This window comes from Flavobacterium sangjuense, assembly GCF_004797125.1.
Lineage (GTDB): Bacteria > Bacteroidota > Bacteroidia > Flavobacteriales > Flavobacteriaceae > Flavobacterium > Flavobacterium sangjuense.
Genome location: NZ_CP038810.1, coordinates 616,837 through 637,276 on the forward strand (window position 1 = coordinate 616,837; position 20,440 = coordinate 637,276).

Sequence of the window (20,440 nt, forward strand, 5' to 3'; positions counted from 1 at the left end):
AAAATTGTGTAATTTGAAGATTTGAAAATGAAAAGGATAATTTTAATACTGTTTTTAATCACCAATTCACTTTTTGCCCAAGTACAATTTGAGGCAAAAGTGAGCAAGAATTCTTTGGGATTAAACGAACGTCTTCGCGTTGATTTTACAATGAATGCCGATGGCGATAATTTTGTGCCACCTAATTTTGAAGCTTCCGGTTTTAAAGTTGTTGGAGGGCCAAGCCAATCCGTAAGTCAATCCTGGATAAACGGGAAAAGTTCGTTTAATAAATCGTATATCTATATTTTATTGCCAACACAAAAAGGCTCATTGACACTTAGACAAGCTTCGATTGAAATCAATGGTCAGATTTACAAAACGTCTCCGGTAAAGATTAATGTGACCAATGCGGTTGAGATTCCAAAAGATCCCAACGAAGCGCCGGCAATCAGCGCAGACGATAACTTGTATTTGGTTGCAGATATTTCAAAAACCAATCCATATCTCAACGAACCGATTACCGTAGTTTACAAATTGTATTTCAGTTACAATATCGGAATTACCAATTGGCGCGAACTAAACAAGCCAAAATACAATGATTTTTGGAGCCAGAATATCGATATCAAACAATTGGTTGCCCAAGACGGAACGTTTAAAGGCGAACGCTATCGTTATGTAGTGTTACGAAAAACCGTCTTGTATCCACAAAAATCAGGTAAACTGGAAATCGAACCGCTTTCGTTGGATATCGATTGCCAAGTGCCAACAAACAGACGAAACTTTTGGGGACAAGCTTTAATGACCGAAGACAGCAAACGCGTTTCAGCAGGAAGCAAAGTCATCAACGTAAAAGCATTGCCTGAAAAAGGAAGACCTGAAGATTTTTCGGGAGCTGTTGGCCGTATGGATTTCAAAGTAAAACCATCCAAAACCATTTTGAAAAACGGCGAATCTTTGGATTTAGATGTCAGCGTTGTTGGAACCGGAAACATGAAATTGTTTACATTGCCAAAACCGGTTTTGCCTTCTGCTTTAGAAATGTATGATCCGGTTCACGACGAAAATGTGTCAACGCCATTAACAGGAATGACCGGTAGGATTTCGGATAAATACACGATAATTCCACAATACAAAGGCAATTACCAAATCAAAGCGCTGCGTTTTACGTACTTTGATTTGGGTTCGAATAGTTATAAAACCATCACTTCCCAACCAATAACAATCAATGTTTTGGATGGTCCAAGTATTGCAAGTTCAGAAAAAACAAATCCGAATGATGTTGCCAAAACCAAACTGGAAGCTGCCAAATCGTTTGCGTATATCAAACAAAAAACAGCTTTACAGCCAATGGCAAAAGATGACTTTTTGGGTTCAGGATTATTTTATTCATTAGTGTTTTTGCCATTTTTAGCGATTCCGCTTTTGATTGTCGGTAAACGAAGAAAAGATGCTTCAGACAATGATGTTGTGGGCAACAAAATCAAAAAATCGAATGCATTGGCGAAGAAATATTTGGGCGATGCCAAAAAACATTTGGGCAACAAAGAACCGTTTTATATTGCACTTGAAAAAGCCATGCACAATTTCCTAAAAGCGAAACTACATATCGAGACTTCGGAAATGACCAAAGAAAAGATAACCGAGTTGTTGCTTTCGCGTAAAGCAAATGCGGAAACGGTTTCAGAGTTTATTCAGTTAACCGAAAACTGCGAATTAGCGCGTTATGCTTTTTCTTCTGAATCGTCAATCCAAAACGATTATGATAAAGCGGTGGTAATTATTTCTGAACTTGAAAAACAATTGAAATAATGAGAAAGATATTGATTTTACTACTATTTGTTTCTCAGGTTTTTTGGGCGCAAACCGCTTTTGAACAAGGAAACAAATTCTACGAAAAAGAAAATTACGAAGCTGCCATTTCAAGTTATGAAAGCGTAGTAAATTCAGGAAAACAATCGGCTGAACTGTATTTTAATTTAGGAAATTCCTATTACAAATTGCACAAGGTGGCACCTGCGATTTACAATTATGAAAAAGCCTTATTGCTGAGTCCAAACGATACTGAAATAAAAACCAACTTAGAATTCGCCCGAAAAATGACGATTGATGATATTAAAGTCATTCCAAAAGTAGGCTTTAATAAACTCATTCAGGATTTCACCGCCAAATATTATTATGATACCTGGGCTTGGATTGCGGTGGCTTTTGCATTCCTGTTTTTACTGTTTTTTGTGGGTTATTACTTTTCTCATTCAACCGCTTTGAAACGTGTTTTCTTTTTTGGAATGTTTCTGTGGCTCATCGGAATTGGTCTTAGTACAGCTTCCGGTTTTTATGAAAAAGGGCGAATGGATAATGAAAGACCTGCTATCGTTTTTGCCGAAACTGCATCCGTAAAAAGCGAACCAAAAAGTACTGCGACAGACGCATTTGTGCTTCACGAAGGAACCAAAGTGTACATACTGGAAAGCATCGCCAACTGGAAAAAAGTTGAACTCACCGACGAAACTACCGGCTGGATTGAAGACAGCGCGATTAAGGAAATTAAGAATTAGTGTTCAGTCGCAGTCTCAGTTTTCAGTTTACTATCTTTGTTGACTTATTTGATTTTTGGATTAACTTATAATTCAAAACTCATAACTCATAACTCAAAAAATGTCAAGAGACGAACAATTAAAAAACCGCTGGGACAAAGTCGTTCAAATCCTTTCCAATCAGTTTGCTGAAGGAGATATTCTGGATTTAGACGCTATCATATACTTAATCGGAGTGCAGGAATTGGGGCAATTCAAGCAAGCTTTCAAAAAAGATGAAAAAGTAAATCTGATGCACATTGCCATTTGCCGCTTACTCGAGCCTTATGGTTTCTATGAATTTGATTTTGTAGATAAAGACGGTTGGCCACATTATAAAATCAAAGAGGAATTACCGCCATTAAAAGCTGGTGAACAATCGGTTTTGATGAAAGAAGCCATTGTAAATTATTTTCTGGAAAAAGAGGTTATTGAGTAAATTAGTAACGGCTAATCGTTAAAAAACCCTATTTTTGCACCTTTACAAAATGACCATGATAGACAAGATTAAAGAACATATTGAAGAAGCTAAAGCATTCAACACCAAAAACAAAGAAGCTTTAGAGCATTTCCGTATCAAATATTTGGGTAGTAAAGGTTTGTTGAAAGAGCTTTTTGTTGAGTTCAAAAACATTCCAAACGACCAGAAAAAGGACTTCGGGCAGGTAATCAATACGTTGAAAACCGTTGCCGAAGAAAAGGTAAAAGCCATTCAGGAAGAATTAGAAAGCAAAGAAGAAGTAAAAGGTTTCTATGGCGATTTATCGCGGCCGGCCGAGCCTGTTGTAATTGGTTCACGTCATCCTATTTCATTGGTGAAAAACCAAATCATTGATATTTTCTCTACTATCGGATTCAATGTTTCAGAAGGTCCGGAAATTGAAGATGACTGGCATAATTTTACCGCCTTGAACTTACCGGAATACCATCCGGCGAGAGATATGCAGGATACGTTTTTCATCCAGACCAATCCTGATGTGTTGTTGAGAACGCACACTTCATCAGTTCAGGTGCGTTATATGGAAAACAACAAACCGCCAATCCGTACGATTTCACCGGGAAGAGTTTTCAGAAACGAAGCTGTTTCTTCGCGTTCGCATTGTATTTTCCATCAGGTGGAAGGTTTGTATATTGACAAAGATGTTTCGTTTGCCGATTTGAAGCAAACGCTTTTATATTTCACCAAAGAAATGTTTGGCAAGTCCAAAATTCGTTTGAGACCAAGCTATTTCCCATTCACCGAGCCAAGTGCTGAGGTTGATATTTATTGGGGTTTAAAAACCGAAACCGATTACCGTATCACCAAAGGAACCGGTTGGTTAGAAATCATGGGCTGCGGAATGGTAGATCCAAACGTTCTGAAAAACTGTGGCATCAATCCGGATGAATACAATGGATTCGCATTCGGAATGGGAATTGAGCGTATTGCGATGTTGTTGTACCAAATTGGCGACATCAGAATGTTCTATGAAAACGATGTGCGTTTCTTGGAGCAGTTTAAGTCAAGCATTTAAAAAGAAAATAGATAATAGACGGATAGATGAGAGACGCTATCTTCTGGTCTATTATCTTTTAGTCTATCATCTATTATCTCAAAAATGAAATCAGACATTTCCATACCCGAAGTAGAAAACGTTTTCCTTGCTGCTGTTCAGGAATGGAGTGACGATTTTATGGAAAAGGTTTGGTATGTATATCTAATCAACGATTCTGACTTCGATTTAGACAGCGTAATGGTCGTTTCTAAAGCTTTTGGTACTCTTGATGGCGAAATGAAAAAAACGTCGCTCCTACGTCACGCATTTGTACAAGTTCCGGCAGTATCGGTTGTAAAGATTGAAATGATTGAGCAAAGCGTTCTGCAACTGAACAATGAGTTTATGGTAACTTACTTTATCGGAAGCACACTTTATGATAAAAAATTCACTTTCCGGGCACAATCTATAACTCCGGATTATGTTGAAGAAGTTCCGATTTTGTTTGTTGACGGTGTAATCGTAAGGTAATTATTTTTTATTTTCTTCTGCTTTTTTCTTTGCTTTCCAATTGAAATAACCCAAAATAAATGTCCCGGCCAAAAGATAAACCAAAGAACGGATATAAAAATTAGGGCTGGTCAGTTGTACCTCCAAAGGCTTTTCTTTTAGCGTAAAAAGTATTGAGAATACTATCATTAAAACGCCCCAAAGACCTCCGGTCTTAAGCTGGTATTTCCATCTTTCGTTCATGCTAATCTAATTTTTCGGTTAATTTCTTAAATACTTTTTTGGCTTCTTTTCCTTCATACAAAATCTCATAAACCGCATCTATAATTGGTGTTTTCGCTTTGTATTCCTGGTTTAGTTTATACGCACTTTTTACGGCATAATATCCTTCTGCAACCATTGACATTTCCATCATAGCTGATTTTACCGTGTAGCCTTTTCCAATCATGTTTCCGAACATTCTGTTTCTCGAAAACACCGAATAACCCGTTACCAATAAATCGCCTAAATAAGCAGAATCATTAATATTTCGTTTCATCTTGTGTACTTTCTTGATGAATTTTTTCATCTCACGAATGGAATTACTCATTATAACCGATTGAAAGTTATCACCATAACCCAAGCCATGTGCAATTCCGGCTGCAATAGCGTAGATGTTTTTTAGCATTGCGGCATATTCTGTTCCGATGATGTCGTCTGAGATTTTGGTTTTGATATAATTCCCCGAGAGAATATCAGCTACAACTTTAGCTTTATCTGAATCGCCGCAAGCAATCGTCAGATAAGAAAGACGTTCAAGCGCCACTTCTTCTGCGTGACATGGACCCGTAATTACACCAATATTATCAAAAGGAATATCGTATTTTTTATTGAAATGTTCTCCAACTATCAGGAATGTTTCTGGCACAATTCCTTTGATGGCAGAGAAAATCACTTTATCCTTCAAACTCACAGTTAATTTTTCCAATTCGGCATTTAAGAATGCTGACGGAATCGCAAAAATGATATAATCTGCGTAAGCAACAGCTTCGTTAATATCTGAAGTTAATCTGAGTTTTTTAATATCAAACTCAACCGAACTCAAGTAATTTGGATTGTGCCTTTGGGTTTTTATATGGTCAATTGCCGATTCATTTCGCATGTACCAGGCAATTTCGTCCAGATTGACACACAACATTTTTGCAATTGCGGTAGCCCAACTTCCGCCGCCGATTACTGCAAATTTTGGAGATTTATTCATGTAAATAAACATTTATATCTATCAAAAATACTCATTTTAAAATGATATTTTTAGAAAAAAAACTACTTCTTATAAAACGCACTGCTATCAATATATTCCCAAACTTTTTGAGGCAACATAGGCGCTACATTTTTTTTGTTTTTGATGCTTTCGCGGATAAAAGTAGATGAAAGCTCAATCACCGGAGCTCCAATGCGATGGATTTTATCGTGGTTTACAAACTGCTCATCAATTTCGCCGGAGTTTAATCTTGGATACACATAAATGTGATGATTTTCCAGAATCACTTCGTAGTTTTTCCATTTGTGAAGCGAATTCAGATTGTCTTCTCCCATGATTAAGGCAAACTCATGCTTTGGATATTTTTCTTCCAAATGCGCCAAGGTATTTACGGTATAATTGGGCTGCGGTAATTTAAATTCGATATCGGAAGGCTTGATTTTGGTAAAATCTTCAGTGGCTAACGTTACCATGTGCAAACGCTGGTAATCATCGAGCAAAGTGGTTTTTTGTTTGTGTGGATTATGTGGCGTCACCACCATCCAAATCTGATCCAAATCGGAATGTTCAGCCATATGATTTGCGATAATCATGTGCCCAATGTGGATTGGGTTGAACGTTCCGAAGTATAATCCTATTTTCATTTTTGAGGGATAAGGGATAAGGGATAAGGCATAAGAGTTCTACTTATCCCTTTTCCCTAATCTCTTTTAACTTATTTAATAAACTCTTTAACTAATTCGTATGCCTCTTTTTTAGCAATATCCAAATCATAATTCTTGATGATGGTGTCAAACTGCGGGGCAGTTGCTAATTCAACGTGGGCTTTAGCAATACGCATATTGATTTTGTCATCACTTTCAGTAGAACGTTCTTTTAAGCGGCGTTTTAGTTCGTCAACACTTGGTGGTTTTACAAAAACGGCTAAGGTTTCAACCGGAAATTTATGTTTTATTCGCAATCCGCCTGAAACATCAATATCGAAAATTACGTTTTTACCTTTTGCCCAAATCCGCTCGACTTCACTTTTTAATGTCCCGTAAAAATTATCGCGATAGACTTCTTCCCATTCGATAAAATCATCCGCTTTAATATGTTTTTTGAATTCTTCAATCGACATAAAATAATAATCTTTACCATCCACTTCTTCGCCACGAAGTTCACGTGTTGCCGCCGAAATGGAAAATTCCAGATTCAACTCAGGTTGTGCTAATAAATGTCTGACTATAGTGGTTTTTCCCGATCCTGATGGCGCTGAGAATACTAATAATTTTCCTTTGTTCATTGTGTTGTTGCTTTAGGCTTATAAAACGTTCAAAACCTGCTCTTTGATTTTCTCCAATTCATCTTTCATCATCACGACCAGTTTTTGCATTTCGGTATGATTGGATTTAGAGCCCATAGTGTTTATCTCTCTTCCCATTTCCTGCGTGATGAAACCTAGTTTTCTTCCGTTAGCTTCTGTTCCTGCTATGGTTTCGATGAAATAATTTAAATGGTTTTCCAAACGGACTTTTTCTTCGGTGATATCGTATTTCTCCAGATAAAAAATCAATTCCTGTTCGAAACGATTTTCATCTACGTTTTCTTTTAGTTCATCCAAAGCGGTGCGTAATCTGGTTTTTACCGTTTCAACGCGTTCGGCATCATAAGAAACAGCATTATTCATCAATGTCATGATATTGGCAATACGATGCAGGAATTCTTTTTCCAGTGAAACGCCTTCATCTTTTCTGAATTGGGCAATATTTTCCAACGCTTCGTCAATTACGGTTTGGATTTTTTTCCAATCGTTTTCGTCAATTTCATCGCGCTCCGTTTTTAAAGCATCGGGCATTCTGACTGCCATTTTCATTAATTCGGTTTCATCCGCATTCGGAATTACTGCTTTCATTTGGTTGATATAACCTCTAACAATCGGCACATTTATTTTTGACGAAGTTTCTTCACCGGTAATTTCAACATACAAGGAAAAATCTATTTTTCCGCGCTCCAATCTCGACGAAAGCTGGTTGCGTAAACCCAATTCCATTTCTCTGAAAACAGAAGGCATTCTGGTATTTAAATCCAAACCTTTAGAGTTTAACGATTTGATTTCTACGGTAATTTTTTTTGTTGGTAATTGCAAGGTTGCTTTGCCAAAACCAGTCATTGATTGTATCATTGGTGTATTTTAATAGACTTCAAATATAAGGAAAATTAGTAGTTTGTTTTCACTTTTTGTGTTACCAGATAAACGCCGACAAATATCAAAACTGCTGAAACGATTTTAACCAATGTTAATTCGTCTTTTCCTAAACCGATAGCAAAAACAGTAGCAAAAAGCGGTTGCAGATAAATAAAAACAGCAACCGTTGTTGGCTTCAATTCACGCATGGAAACAAGGTTAAATAAATACGTGAAAAAGGTTGTAAAGACTACGACAAAACCTATTTCCCAAAGAATAGGCATCGGAATTGTTGCCCATTGGATTTCCTGATATTCACTCCAACCAAATGGCAAAACCATCAACAACCCAAAACTGTAAATCCATTTAACGAATGTGAACGCATTATATTTATCCATTAGTTTTTTGACCACAATCAGATAAAAAGCATAGGAAACTGCATTGATAAAAACCAGTAAATTGCCAAGCGAAGCATTCGTTGCATTGCCAATTGATTTTCCATACAGAATTAAAAATCCGGTGCCAAAAAGTCCGAGTAAAATCCCCAGAATTTTTCGAAGTTTTATCTTTTCTTTGATAATAATTGCCGAAAGAATTAAGACGATTATTGGTGTTGTAACCATAATCACAGCTGCCGAAATAGGAGATGTAAAACTCAACCCTTTGAAGAAAGTCAGCATATTTAAAGCCACGCCAAAAAAAGCCGCAGCAATTATTCGGGGAAAATCCTTGAGTTGTATTTTCTCTTTTGGCCCCATAAAAGCAATTGCCCAAAACAAAATTGTAGCTCCAAGAACACGCAATATGATAAACCCGTACGGTTTGACGTAGGTTGGCATTACATCTTTGGCAATCGTAAACGAAACACCGTAAATTAGTGAAACCAGCAAGGCGGCAATTAGTGCCCAAGTTCTTTTTGACATTACGACAATGCTTTTATAACTTCAATGATATTTTTCTGCCCATTGCCAATGTATATTTTATCGTCGATAATAAAAACCGGGCGGCTTAAAAACGTGTAATGTTCCAGGATATACTTCTTGAAATCAGCTTCGGTCAACGATTTGTTTTTCAAATCCATTGATTTATAAAGCTGTGCTTTTTTGCTAAACAAAGCTTCATAGCTTCCGGAAAGCGAATGCATTTCTTCCAATTCTTTTTCTGTAATTGGGTTTTGACGAATGTCTTGGAATTCCAATTTATCAGAATTTGGCAATGATTTTATAATTTTTCTGCAGGTATCGCAGGAAGCTAAATAGTAAATTTTATTGGTCATGAAATTTCTTTTTACAAAGGAAATCCATTTAAAATTTATAATCTGTATTTTTGATAAAAATTTAAAATCATGGATGCAACTTTCAAAATATGGGAAACCAACAGAAAACTTTATCTATCTCTTTTAGAAAATTATTCGTTGGAACAATTGAACAAAATTCCGGAAGGTTTTAGCAATAATCTGGCTTGGAATTTAGGCCATATAATCGTCGCGCAACAAGGATTGGTGTACCGTCTTTCGGGTTTGCCAACTTATGTTTCTGACGAAATGACAAACACTTATAAAAACGGGACGAAACCAACAGGGAAAACTACCCAAGCCGAAATTGACGAATTAAAAGGGCTTCTTTTTTCATTGATGGAAAAGACAAAAGAAGATTATGCCAACGGCAAATTTGTTACCTATACCGAATATACAACCGGAACCGGATTTCATTTGGCTACGACCATGGAAGCTATGAATTTCAATAATTATCACGAGGCCATGCACTTTGGTTTTATGATGAATATTAGAAAGTTTATATAACGTTAAACTCACTCTGGCATCCAAAAAATTAAAATATCTTTGCCAAAATTTTTATACAATGAAATTCAATACTAAAGTTATACATGGTGGTCAACACCATGAAGAAGTTACCGGAGCAGTAATGCCACCCGTATTTCAAACCTCAACATATGCTCAAACTTCGCCGGGAAAACCTGTTGGTGATTATGAATATTCAAGAGCTGCAAACCCAACCCGACAAGCATTAGAAGATGCTTTGGCTTCGATAGAAAATGGTGCTCGTGGTTTAGCCTTTTCATCAGGATTAGCGGCAACCGATTGCTTATTACGTTTGTTTAAAGCCGGTGACGAAATCATCGCGATGGATGATTTATACGGTGGAACTTACAGAATGTTTACCCGTATTTACAAAGACAGCGGTCTTAAATTCCACTTTGTGGATATGAATGATATGGCTAAATTCCAATCATTAATCAATGAAAATACAAAGTTGGTTTGGGTGGAAACTCCGACCAATCCATTGATGAAATTAGCCGACATTCAGGAAATCGCGAAAATTACTAAAGCTAAAAATATTCTATTTGCTGTAGACAATACGTTTGCAACTCCATACCTTCAAAAACCTTTGGATTTGGGTGCTGATATCGTAATGCATTCGGCTACCAAATATCTTGGCGGACATTCTGATGTTATTGCCGGAGCTTTGATCATAAAAGACAAAGCATTAGGCGATGAATTACATTTCAAACAATTTGCCACAGGCGCAACGCTTGGACCAATGGATAGTTTCTTAGTTCTACGTGGCATAAAAACATTGCATTTACGTGTGCAACGTCATTGTGAAAATGGCGAAAAAATAGCGGCATTTTTAAGCAATCATCCGGAAGTGGAAACGGTTTATTATCCGGGATTGCCGAGTCATCCGTTTCATGATGTTGCCAAAAAACAAATGAGTGGTTTTGGCGGAATGGTTTCGTTTACTTTCAAATCAGGCAAAAAAGAAGATGCTGTTTCGTTTTTAGAAAAATTAAAAGTGTTCACTTTGGCGGAATCGCTTGGTGGTGTTGAGAGTTTGGCGAATCATCCGGCTTTAATGACACACGCTTCGATTCCGGAAGACAAGCGAAAAGAAATTGGAATTACCGATGATTTGGTTCGATTGAGTACCGGCGTTGAAGATATAGACGATTTATTAGCCGATATAGAACAAGCGTTTAGATAAAAAAAGCCTCGATAATTCGAGGCTTTTTTGTTTTATTGTTTGTTTAGAAACCGTAATTCACGCCAATCCCGATAACTTCTCTTGTTTGAAATCCGCGAAAAGCGTTGTCGTCATAAATCGTTTGAAACGATATATTGGTTGACAAATATTTATTGACTTTCATTACGATGTTTAATGTATAATCAATGTCAACATTTTGACCGTCTTCCAAGTAATTGGTATATAAATTCAGGATGTTCTCTGCGGTTACATTTTCTATCATGTTGAATTTATAGTAACCGTTAAGAGCAGCTCCAAATTCGCAACGAGAACTATCGCCTTGCGCCACACCAAAAGATGGCCCTAAATCGGTGAAGTGTTTGTGAACCAAAATTAATTTAGAGGTTGCCGGTGCAATGTTTATTTTCAAATTATCGTTTTTCTTCCACAACATACCAATCCCCAATTGGAAATAAGCCGGAGAGAAAAAATGGGAAATTTTCATTGTATTGTCTGCAGGATCAAAACCCGAATCGAATTGCGTTTTGAAGTTGAAAAAAGCGGAATAATACCATTCTCCGGTAGCTTTTTTACCAAGTAGCGAATTGAATTCCACACGATCATCCGTTTTTTGAAGATCCTGTCCTTGAAGTTTCGTCAAACCATAGTTAGCGAATGCTTTGTTATCCCATGTCCAGGTATCGCTTTTATAATTGAAATCATATTTCACCCCTGCGTTTCCCGAAACACTGCTTTGTCCACCGGCTAACCAGTTGTTGAAATTTGCTTGGTTAAGCAAGAATGTAAACATTCCTTTTTTCTCCCAACCTTTAGGCTTTTCCTCTTGGATTTTAGCAACTGTTTCTTCTGTTTTCTTTAGCAATTCTTTTTCATTCACCTGCGCAAAAACACTGGTAAAAGCTAATGCCAAAACTATCGTAAGTATAAATTTCTTCATTCCGTTTAGATTAAAATTTTATGGCGCAAAGATACTAATCCATTTAACCTAATGCAAACGGAATTATTTCCCTTTCTTGAACAACGGAACAGCCGAACAGGCTTCGCCGTACATTATGCTTTTAGCAAATGACTGTAGTTTTTGAATCGCCATGATATAAGCACTTTCGGGAACAGGTTTTTTGGAACATCCTTTTAAAATGACCGGTTTGTCTTGGTATTTTGAGTAATCCAAGGTTGGAAGAATTTCCTGGTAAAGTGCGGTTTCTAAATCGGATAGATTTCCCATAACCACTTTTTTGGCAAATGGAGAAAGATAAACTGTAACCAAAATGCTTGCCCAAGCCGGAATTATAGCATCCGTTGAACAATAAATAGCAACATACTGATTTTCATATTGCTTCCAATCGTGATTTTTCAGCGCTTCGCGAAAGTCTTTTTCTTTTAATAAAAAGCCTTCGAAAAGCCATTGCGAAATATCAATCTGCGTTCGAATGCCGTTTGGATAATAATCTTCCAAATCGAACACTTCGAGTACAGAGTTGGCAACTTTATTTACAATTTCATCTTGCATACTACAGCATTCCCAGTTCTAACTTAGCTTCTTCGCTCATTAAATCTTTGCTCCAAGGCGGATCAAAAGTAATTTCAACTTCGCAGGCTTTAACGGTATCTATTTTTTTTATTTTTTCTTCTACTTCTCGAGGCAACGTTTCTGCCACAGGACAATTTGGCGAAGTCAGTGTCATCAAAACTTTTACTTCATTATCTTCATTAATCATCACATCGTAGATTAATCCTAATTCGTAAATATCAACAGGAATTTCAGGATCGTAAATGCCTTTCAGCGTTTTCACCACATTTTCTCCTAAATTGATATCGTCTTTAAATTCTTCCATGTCTTTTAATTTTTTGCATTGAATGCCAATGCATACATTTTTATTTTTTTAATCATTGAAACCAAACCATTGGCACGTGTTGGTGATAAGTGTTCTTTTAGCCCAATTTCATCTATAAAATCAGTATTGGCATCCAGAATATCAGCTGCTTTCTGATTGGAAAAAGTCCGAATCAAAATCGCGATAATTCCTTTGGTCAGAATCGCATCGCTATCGGCAGTAAAAACTACTTTGTCTCCAATTTGCTCTGCATGAACCCAAACCTTCGACTGACAGCCTTTGATAATATTATCTTCGGTTTTGTATTGTTCATCAATCAGCGGTAATGATTTCCCTAAATCGATGATATATTCGTAGCGTTGCATCCAATCGTCAAACATTGAAAACTCGTCAACGATTTCGTTTTGTATTTCTTGTATTGTCATTCTTTTTCTTTAGCTAATGAAACTATTTTGTTAACTAATTTTTCAATTTCCGCTGGCGGAAATCCGTGATCAAACTCAGTTGTTTCATAGTTTTTATCCTGGTATCTTATTTTCAGATTGGCAATCGCAGCACCATCATAAAATCTCTTTTGAGTTGGGTCTTTTAAAGTTGGTACTTTTTCTAAATCAATCTTTTCAAAATAGCCAATGATTTCTTTCCAGTCTTTATCAGAAATGGTGATTTCTTCGGGAGATTTTTCGCCTTCTCTATCTCTTGAAATAGTCGCTTTTTGATTGGTAACAACAATTTTTTGAAAAAAACCACGTGTATTGGCTGTGTATTGCAATGTTGCATTGGCAATATCATTTTGTGCTTCGTTGCCGCAACCTTTCGCAAGGAAAATAGTTAGAAAAATTAAACTAAATGTCTTCATAATTTTTGTTTTTTTAGCCCGGATTATCTCACTGTTTTTTATTTTTAATTGGTGTTCGATGAACACTTCGTGTTTGCAACGGCATCCTTTTTTGTTTTAGAAAAAGCCCTTCGACTGCGCTCAGGGTGACAAAACAAAAAAGATACAGTGGAAAGCCGGAAATAGCTTCTAACCCAACATCATTTGTGCTTTTTTCAATGCTTCAATCATCAAATCTATTTCTTCCTTGGTATTATAAAAAGCAAAACTTGCTCTTATCGTTCCTGGGATTTTATAAAAATCCATAATCGGCTGTGCGCAATGATGTCCGGTTCGTACAGCAATGCCCAGTTTATCGATAATCGTGCCAACATCATACGGGTGAATTCCTTTGAAATTAAACGAAATTACCGATGCTTTCTTATTCAAATCCTTTGTTCCATAAATCTCAATGCCTTCTAATTCCAATAACTTTTTTGTTCCATATTCCAACAATTCTCTTTCATAGGAAGCGATGTTGTCAAACCCAACTTCATTCATATAATCGATGGCAGTTCCAAAGGCAATTCCGCCACAAATATTTGGTGTTCCTGCTTCAAACTTATGAGGTAAATCGGCATAGGTTGTTTTTTCAAAAGTCACTGTTGCAATCATTTCGCCACCGCCTTTGTATGGTGGTAATTTTCGCAGCCATTCTTCTTTTCCGTACAACATTCCAACGCCGGTTGGACCGCACATTTTGTGAGCCGAAGTTACATAAAAATCTACATTCAATGCCTGAACATCCGGTTTTAAATGCGGACAAGCTTGTGCTCCATCAATTAAAACAGCAGCTCCGGCCTTATGCGCTTTTTCGATTATAAATTCAATTGGATTGATTGTTCCCAAACCATTTGAAATGTGATTACAAACCACCAATTTGGTTTTATCCGAAAGCAATTTTTCGTATTCATCCATCAGCAATTCGCCATCATAATTCATCGGAATGACCAATAACTTTGCGCCTGTATGTTCACACAACATCTGCCAAGGCACAATATTGCTGTGATGTTCCAATGCAGAAACAATGATTTCATCATCCTTTTTTAACAAGGCCGCAAAACCATTGGCAACCAAATTGATACCTTCGGTGGTTCCTGAAGTAAAGATAATTTCATAATTATGCTTCGCATTAAAGTGTCGCTGAATTTTAAGTCGGGCTTCCTCATAAGCATCCGTTGCCAGTTGGCTCAAGGTATGAACACCACGATGAATATTGGCGTTATATCGTGAATAATAATCTACTATGGCATCAATTACAACTTGCGGTTTTTGCGAAGTCGCGCCATTATCAAAATAGACAAGCGGTTTTCCGTTTACCTTCTGATTAAGAATCGGGAATTCGGCTCTGATTTTATTTATATCTAACATTTCTTTATTTAGAAAAATTCTAAATACAAAAGTAGAGAATTAAGCGCTTTTGACCACTATATTTTTTTACTTTTACTTATCTGCGTATAATTCTAATTTATAATGAAAAAATTCCTCAAAGTTTTTGCTGTTTTATTGCTTATTCTTCTTGTTTATTTACGTATTGAAATTTATCCTCAACTCGATTTGATTTCGGGATTTTCAGCTAAAAGCGTGGCTTCCGGACATTTTATTGATGGTAGAAGTTTGTTAACTATTGAACAAGGCGACAATGATATTGATAAGATAGATTGGGCAACTAATAAAATTGATGACAGCCAATATTATGTCACTTCAGCTGTTTATGGCTTGAAAAAAAGAAAAGCAATTTATCGCGAAGGTTTAGGGGCGACCTTAATCAATGATGATTTTGATGTTACAAAACCATATGACGTTCCTAAACGAACTAAAATCAATAACAATCTTCCTTATCCTTTTGGAAATCTGGAAGCAAAAGACACCGTCTTTGACAATGTTGATTATAAAAAATTAAAAGCGGCTGTCAACAATGCTTTTGATGCGAAAGAAGAGAAATTGAAACGAACGCGTTCTGTAATTGTAATTTACAAAGACAAAATCATTGCTGAAAGTTATGCCTTTGGTTTCAACAAAAACTCTAAAATTTTAGGCTGGTCGATGACTAAAAGTTTGACAGCTACTTACTTCGGAATTCTTCAAAAACAGGGCAAAATAGATATTATGAAGCCTGCACCAATTGTCGAATGGAAGAATGATGAGCGTTCCAAAATTACCCTCAATGATTTATTACATATGAATTCGGGATTGGAATGGGAAGAAGATTATAGCAAGATTTCGGATGTGACTAAAATGCTTTTTCAAGCCGAGGATATGACTAAATCGCAAGCTGAAAAACCAGCGAAATACAAACCAAATACACATTGGAATTACTCTTCTGGAACGACAAATCTGTTATCCGGAATCTTGCGAAAACAATTCAAAACGCATCAGGAATATTTAGACTTTTGGTATTCATCTTTGTTTGATAAAATCGGTATGAGCTCGGCTTTAACAGAAACCGATATGGCCGGCAATTTTGTCGGTTCCTCTTATGGTTGGGCAACAACAAGAGATTGGGCGAAGTTTGGTTTGTTGTATTTACATAAAGGAAACTGGAACGGCGAACAGCTTTTTGATGAAAGTTGGGCGAAATATGTTGCCACACCAACCGCCAGTTCAAACGGAAGATATGGCGCACAGTTTTGGCTAAACGCTGGCGGCTATTTCCCGGATGTGCCAAAGGATATGTTTTACTGCAGTGGTTACCAAGGTCAAATGGTAGCGATTTTTCCATCACAGAATTTGGTGATTGTCAGAATGGGTTTAAGCGAGGATTTTGATTTTAACAAATTTTTGAGAGATGTAATTGGGAGTTTCAAGAAGTAATTAATATGAAAAAGAATCTAACAAACGGCTGGAGTACTTTATATTATTGCGTTGACATAATATTCTTTATCTTTTCAATCGGGCTTTTTATTTACAGCCTTTATGTGGGCGAAAAAAAGCTGATTTTATTCTGTTTGCTTTACCTTTTTTGGAATTATTGGTTCTTTTTCCGAAAGCGGAATAAATTCAAGGAAATTACCTTTGACGAAGAAAATATTTATTTTGATCAAAAGGTTATAAGTTACACAGACATTGTCAGAATCAAATTTGGCAAAATTGAATTTACAGATTCGGCCGAAGAAAAATTCATCCTTTTTATGACAATTCCAGTCTTCAATAATCTTGATGACCTGATTGAAAACCATGAAAAAGCAGTAACTCTATAAAACAAAAAAGGCTGTCATTCGACAACCTTTATTTTATAAATCAAATCCTAAATTCACACCGAGTTTTGTCGCGATGATTTTGGTAATTCGTTGTTTTAGTTCAGGGATTTTGATGCTTTCGATAACTTCATTGCTGAAAGCATACATCAATAAAGCTTTGGCTTCTTTCTTCGGAATTCCGCGTTGCTGCATATAGAACATCGCGTTTTCATCTAATTGCCCAATCGTGCAACCGTGGGAACATTTTACATCATCAGCAAAGATTTCCAATTGTGGTTTGGCGTTGATTGTGGCTTTGTCGCCCAATAAAATATTGTTGTTTTGCTGAAAAGCATCTGTTTTCTGCGCTTCTTTTTCTACGTAAATCTTTCCGTTGAAAACTCCGGTTGAGCTACCGGCCAAAATAGTTTTGTAATTCTGGTGGCTTTCGCAGTTTGGCGTCGCGTGATTCACCAATGTGTAATGATCAACGTGTTGCTTATCGCCAATAATGGTAATTCCCTTTAAAGTCGAATCGATTCTTTCTCCAAAATGGTAGAAATTCAGATTGTTTCTTGTGATGTTTCCACCAAAAGAAAAGGTGTGAACCGAAACCCGGCTTTCTTGTTTTTGAGAAATGTACGTGTTGTCAATCAGGTTTGCCGATTGCAAATCGTTTTGGATTTTATAATAATCAACAATCGCTCTTTTTTGCGCAAAAATCTCAGTAACCGAATTGGTCAATACTGGATTTTCGTTTAATGACTGATGTCTTTCGATAATATGAACATGTGCGTTTTCCCCAACAATCACTAAGTTTCTTGGCTGAACCATCAAAGCACTTTCAACTCCGGTAGAGAAATAAATAATTTCAATTGGTTTTTCTACAACCTTACTTTTCGGGATATTGATATACGCTCCTTCATTGGCGAAAGCCGTATTTAGCGTAGTCAGACTTTCATCTTTGCTGGCTATTTTGTTGAAATACTCATCAATGATCATTTTGTATTTCGGTTTGTTCAACGCTGATGACATCAAGCAAACATCCAATCCGTCATGAGTCGTTGCCGATAAAAATGAACTGAATTTACCATCTACAAAAATGACTTTGTGCGTGTCGATTTCGTGTAGAAAATATTTCTTTACATCCTTAAATTCTACTACATTTTCATGCTTTGGAAACACTGAATAATCATTTTTTAAAATAGCACTCAGCGATGTATATTTCCAGGCTTCCTCTTTTTTAGTTGGGAAACCTTTATTTTCGAAGTTTTTTATAGCCGAAGTACGAACATCGTGCAACTCATTGTGCACATCGATGCTTTCTTCGAACGCCATAAAAGACGAGATTAATTTATCTTTCAATTCCATTATACCATTTCCGCTTTAATCCAGTCGTATCCTTTTTCCTCTAATTCGTAAGCTAGTTCTTTTCCGCCCGATTTTACTATTTTTCCATCCATCAAAACGTGAACAAAATCCGGAATAATATAATCCAACAACCGTTGGTAATGCGTAATTACAACCACAGCATTGTCCTGGCTTTTCAATTTGTTTACGCCATTGGCAACAATTCTCAACGCATCGATATCCAAACCTGAATCCGTTTCATCAAGAATTGCCAATTTTGGCTGCATCATTGCCATTTGGAAAATCTCGTTACGTTTCTTTTCTCCACCCGAAAAACCTTCGTTTAACGAACGCGACAAGAACTTACGGTCGATTTCCAATAATTCGGATTTCTCACGGATTAATTTCAGCATTTCGTTCGCCGGCATTTCTTCAATTCCGTTGGCTTTACGACTTTCATTGATAGCTGTTTTCATGAAGTTCGTAACCGAAACTCCCGGAATTTCTACAGGATATTGAAACGAAAGAAAAACACCTTTGTGTGCTCTCTCTTCCGGAGCCAATTCTGAAATATCTTCACCTTCCAAAAGAATTTCTCCTTCTGAAACTTCGTAATTTTCATTTCCGGCAATGATGGAAGCGAGCGTGCTTTTTCCGGCACCATTTGGTCCCATGATTGCGTGAACTTCTCCGGCATTAACGGTTAGGTTGATTCCTTTTAAAATATCTTTGTCTTCAACACTTGCGTGTAAATTTTTTATCTGCAACATTTTGTGAATGTGTTTTATTCTGATTTATGATTATCCTACTGAACCTTCAAGTGAAATTTCAAGTAATTTTTGTGCTTCTACAGCGAACTCCATTGGTAATTTATTCAATACATCTTTACTGAAACCGTTTACGATTAAAGCTATGGCTTTTTCGGTTGGAATTCCACGCTGATTGCAATAGAAAACCTGATCTTCTCCAATTTTTGAAGTCGTTGCTTCGTGTTCAATTATAGCGGATGAATTTTTGCTTTCGATATACGGAAAAGTGTGAGCTCCACAATTATTTCCCATCAACAGCGAGTCGCATTGCGAAAAGTTACGCGCATTGTCTGCTCTGGCACTTATCTGAACCAAACCTCTATAACTGTTTTGTGATTTTCCTGCAGAAATTCCTTTTGAAATGATAGTCGATTTGGTGTTTTTGCCCAAATGAACCATCTTCGTTCCGGTATCGGCCTGTTGGAAATTATTGGTAACTGCTATCGAATAGAATTCGCCAATTGAATTATCGCCTTTCAAAATAACCGAAGGATATTTCCAGGTAATGGCCGAACCTGTTTCAACCTGCGTCCATGAAATTTTTGCTTTTTTCTCGCACAAACCTCTTTTGGTCACAAAATTGAATACACCACCCTTACCTTCTTTGTTTCCAGGATACCAGTTTTGAACCGTAGAATATTTAATTTCGGCATCTTCCATTGCGATTAGTTCTACAACTGCAGCATGCAATTGATTTTCATCACGACTTGGCGCGGTACAACCTTCCAGATACGAAACATAACTGCCTTCATCGGCAATCAATAACGTTCTTTCAAATTGTCCGGTTCCGGCCTGATTGATTCGGAAATAGGTTGAAAGTTCCATTGGGCAACGAACACCTTTTGGAATATAACAGAATGAACCGTCCGAAAAAACAGCCGAATTCAAAGCGGCATAGAAATTATCTTTTTGAGGAACAACGGTTCCTAAATGTTTTCTAACTAATTCAGGATGTTCTTTAATTGCTTCTGATATCGAGCAGAAAATAATCCCTTTTTCGTTTAGCGTTTTCTTGAAAGTCGTTGCCACAGAAACCGAATCGAGCACGATATCCATTGCGATATTGTTCATCTTTTTCTGTTCGTCTAATGAGATTCCGAGCTTTTTGTACATTTCTAAAAGTTCCGGATCTACATCATCCAAGGTTTTATTTGGATCCACTTTTTTTGGTGCCGAATAATAGGAAATTGCCTGAAAGTCTGGTTTTTCATAATTCACATTTGCCCAGTTTGGCTCAATCATTTCCTGCCAGGCACGAAAAGCTTCTATACGCCAATCGGTCATCCATTGAGGTTCTTCTTTTTTCAAAGAAATGGCACGAACGATATCTTCGTTTAAACCAATAGGAAACGTCTCCGACTCAATGTCAGTATAGAACCCATACTCGTATTCCTTGTTTTCGAGTTCAATTTTTAAATCGTCTTCAGTATATTTTGACATA

At 36.8% G+C, this 20,440-nt stretch carries 25 protein-coding genes and 1 riboswitch; of the genes, 9 read left to right on the forward strand and 16 right to left on the reverse strand.

Going from position 1 to position 20,440, the window contains the following annotated elements; translation table 11 throughout:
- Positions 1-27 precede the first annotated feature (27 nt).
- The 5 genes from GS03_RS02655 (at position 28) to GS03_RS02675 (ending at position 4,561) form a co-directional block, all read left to right on the forward strand.
- On the forward strand, positions 28-1,791 hold the full coding sequence (locus tag GS03_RS02655; RefSeq protein WP_136151024.1) for a BatD family protein: 1,764 nt from the start codon (positions 28-30) through the stop codon (positions 1,789-1,791).
- Positions 1,791-2,537: a tetratricopeptide repeat protein gene (locus GS03_RS02660; protein WP_136151025.1), complete on the forward strand. Its 747-nt coding sequence runs from the start codon at positions 1,791-1,793 to the stop codon at positions 2,535-2,537. The genes GS03_RS02655 and GS03_RS02660 overlap by 1 nt, the downstream gene beginning before the upstream one ends.
- 100 nt (positions 2,538-2,637) lie before the next feature.
- Positions 2,638-2,994, forward strand: a complete 357-nt coding sequence (locus GS03_RS02665) for a hypothetical protein (protein ID WP_136151026.1) — start codon at positions 2,638-2,640, stop codon at positions 2,992-2,994.
- Positions 2,995-3,049: 55 nt separating this feature from the next.
- Positions 3,050-4,069, forward strand: a complete 1,020-nt coding sequence (gene pheS, locus GS03_RS02670) for a phenylalanine--tRNA ligase subunit alpha (RefSeq protein WP_136151027.1) — start codon at positions 3,050-3,052, stop codon at positions 4,067-4,069.
- 84 nt (positions 4,070-4,153) lie between these two features.
- On the forward strand, positions 4,154-4,561 hold the full coding sequence (locus GS03_RS02675) for a hypothetical protein (RefSeq protein WP_136151028.1): 408 nt from the start codon (positions 4,154-4,156) through the stop codon (positions 4,559-4,561).
- Here the strand turns inward: GS03_RS02675 and GS03_RS02680 are convergent, their stop codons facing one another.
- The 7 genes from GS03_RS02680 to GS03_RS02710 form a co-directional block, all read right to left on the reverse strand.
- Positions 4,562-4,783, reverse strand: a complete 222-nt coding sequence (locus GS03_RS02680; protein WP_136151029.1) for a hypothetical protein — start codon at positions 4,781-4,783, stop codon at positions 4,562-4,564. It abuts the gene before it with no gap.
- Position 4,784: 1 nt separating this feature from the next.
- Positions 4,785-5,780, reverse strand: a complete 996-nt coding sequence (locus tag GS03_RS02685) for an NAD(P)H-dependent glycerol-3-phosphate dehydrogenase (protein ID WP_136151030.1) — start codon at positions 5,778-5,780, stop codon at positions 4,785-4,787.
- A 62-nt stretch (positions 5,781-5,842) separates the two neighbouring features.
- The gene (gene nadD / locus GS03_RS02690) at positions 5,843-6,424 is read right to left on the reverse strand and encodes a nicotinate (nicotinamide) nucleotide adenylyltransferase (protein WP_136151031.1); all 582 of its coding nucleotides are present in this window, start codon (positions 6,422-6,424) and stop codon (positions 5,843-5,845) included.
- A gap of 71 nt (positions 6,425-6,495) precedes the next feature.
- On the reverse strand, positions 6,496-7,065 hold the full coding sequence (gmk, locus tag GS03_RS02695; RefSeq protein ID WP_136151032.1) for a guanylate kinase: 570 nt from the start codon (positions 7,063-7,065) through the stop codon (positions 6,496-6,498).
- Positions 7,066-7,083: 18 nt separating this feature from the next.
- Positions 7,084-7,944: a YicC/YloC family endoribonuclease gene (locus GS03_RS02700; protein ID WP_136151033.1), complete on the reverse strand. Its 861-nt coding sequence runs from the start codon at positions 7,942-7,944 to the stop codon at positions 7,084-7,086.
- Between the two features lie 35 nt (positions 7,945-7,979).
- On the reverse strand, positions 7,980-8,870 hold the full coding sequence (locus tag GS03_RS02705; protein ID WP_136151034.1) for a DMT family transporter: 891 nt from the start codon (positions 8,868-8,870) through the stop codon (positions 7,980-7,982).
- Positions 8,870-9,223: an arsenate reductase family protein gene (locus GS03_RS02710; protein ID WP_136151035.1), complete on the reverse strand. Its 354-nt coding sequence runs from the start codon at positions 9,221-9,223 to the stop codon at positions 8,870-8,872. The genes GS03_RS02705 and GS03_RS02710 overlap by 1 nt, the downstream gene beginning before the upstream one ends.
- A 69-nt stretch (positions 9,224-9,292) precedes the next feature.
- Between GS03_RS02710 and GS03_RS02715 the strand changes: the two genes are divergently transcribed.
- Together GS03_RS02715 and GS03_RS02720 are read left to right on the forward strand one after the other, a co-directional pair.
- Entirely contained in the window at positions 9,293-9,748 is a 456-nt protein-coding gene (locus GS03_RS02715; protein WP_136151036.1) for a DinB family protein, read from the forward strand.
- A gap of 58 nt (positions 9,749-9,806) precedes the next feature.
- Positions 9,807-10,949, forward strand: coding sequence for a cystathionine gamma-synthase (locus GS03_RS02720; protein ID WP_136151037.1), 1,143 nt, complete (start codon positions 9,807-9,809; stop codon positions 10,947-10,949).
- 43 nt (positions 10,950-10,992) lie between these two features.
- On the opposite strand, the gene GS03_RS02725 is transcribed toward GS03_RS02720, so the two are convergent.
- From GS03_RS02725 to GS03_RS02750, 6 genes are all read right to left on the reverse strand, one after another.
- Positions 10,993-11,886, reverse strand: a complete 894-nt coding sequence (locus GS03_RS02725) for a DUF3078 domain-containing protein (protein ID WP_136151038.1) — start codon at positions 11,884-11,886, stop codon at positions 10,993-10,995.
- Between the two features lie 63 nt (positions 11,887-11,949).
- A complete protein-coding gene (locus GS03_RS02730; RefSeq protein ID WP_136151039.1) occupies positions 11,950-12,459 on the reverse strand; it encodes a DUF2480 family protein in 510 nt (169 codons plus the stop codon).
- Between the two features lies 1 nt (position 12,460).
- The gene (locus GS03_RS02735; protein ID WP_136151040.1) at positions 12,461-12,784 is read right to left on the reverse strand and encodes an SUF system Fe-S cluster assembly protein; all 324 of its coding nucleotides are present in this window, start codon (positions 12,782-12,784) and stop codon (positions 12,461-12,463) included.
- Between the two features lie 5 nt (positions 12,785-12,789).
- Positions 12,790-13,209, reverse strand: a complete 420-nt coding sequence (locus GS03_RS02740) for a SufE family protein (RefSeq protein WP_136151041.1) — start codon at positions 13,207-13,209, stop codon at positions 12,790-12,792.
- The gene (locus tag GS03_RS02745; protein ID WP_136151042.1) at positions 13,206-13,643 is read right to left on the reverse strand and encodes a hypothetical protein; all 438 of its coding nucleotides are present in this window, start codon (positions 13,641-13,643) and stop codon (positions 13,206-13,208) included. Before GS03_RS02745 ends, GS03_RS02740 begins: the two co-directional genes overlap by 4 nt.
- A 168-nt stretch (positions 13,644-13,811) precedes the next feature.
- On the reverse strand, positions 13,812-14,603 hold the full coding sequence (locus GS03_RS02750) for an aminotransferase class V-fold PLP-dependent enzyme (protein ID WP_168710257.1): 792 nt from the start codon (positions 14,601-14,603) through the stop codon (positions 13,812-13,814).
- A riboswitch (cyclic di-GMP riboswitch) is annotated at positions 14,578-14,660 on the reverse strand. (Overlaps the previous gene by 26 nt.)
- 474 nt (positions 14,661-15,134) lie before the next feature.
- On the opposite strand from GS03_RS02750, the gene GS03_RS02755 reads away from it, so the two are divergent.
- Together GS03_RS02755 and GS03_RS02760 are read left to right on the forward strand one after the other, a co-directional pair.
- Positions 15,135-16,475 carry a serine hydrolase domain-containing protein gene (locus tag GS03_RS02755; RefSeq protein WP_136151044.1) on the forward strand — a complete coding sequence of 447 codons (1,341 nt, stop codon included), beginning with the start codon at positions 15,135-15,137 and terminating at the stop codon, positions 16,473-16,475.
- A 5-nt stretch (positions 16,476-16,480) separates the two neighbouring features.
- Positions 16,481-16,861: a hypothetical protein gene (locus GS03_RS02760; protein ID WP_136151045.1), complete on the forward strand. Its 381-nt coding sequence runs from the start codon at positions 16,481-16,483 to the stop codon at positions 16,859-16,861.
- A 33-nt stretch (positions 16,862-16,894) separates the two neighbouring features.
- On the opposite strand, the gene sufD is transcribed toward GS03_RS02760, so the two are convergent.
- From sufD to sufB, 3 genes are read right to left on the reverse strand one after another with little or no spacing between them, the layout of a single operon-like run.
- Complete coding sequence (sufD, locus tag GS03_RS02765) at positions 16,895-18,211, reverse strand: Fe-S cluster assembly protein SufD (RefSeq protein WP_136151046.1); 1,317 nt, start codon at positions 18,209-18,211, stop codon at positions 16,895-16,897.
- Positions 18,211-18,960, reverse strand: a complete 750-nt coding sequence (sufC, locus tag GS03_RS02770; protein ID WP_136151047.1) for a Fe-S cluster assembly ATPase SufC — start codon at positions 18,958-18,960, stop codon at positions 18,211-18,213. Before sufC ends, sufD begins: the two co-directional genes overlap by 1 nt.
- A gap of 30 nt (positions 18,961-18,990) precedes the next feature.
- Positions 18,991-20,439 (reverse strand): Fe-S cluster assembly protein SufB, encoded by a 1,449-nt coding sequence (sufB, locus tag GS03_RS02775; protein ID WP_136151048.1) that lies wholly within the window; start codon positions 20,437-20,439, stop codon positions 18,991-18,993.
- Position 20,440 lies beyond the last annotated feature (1 nt).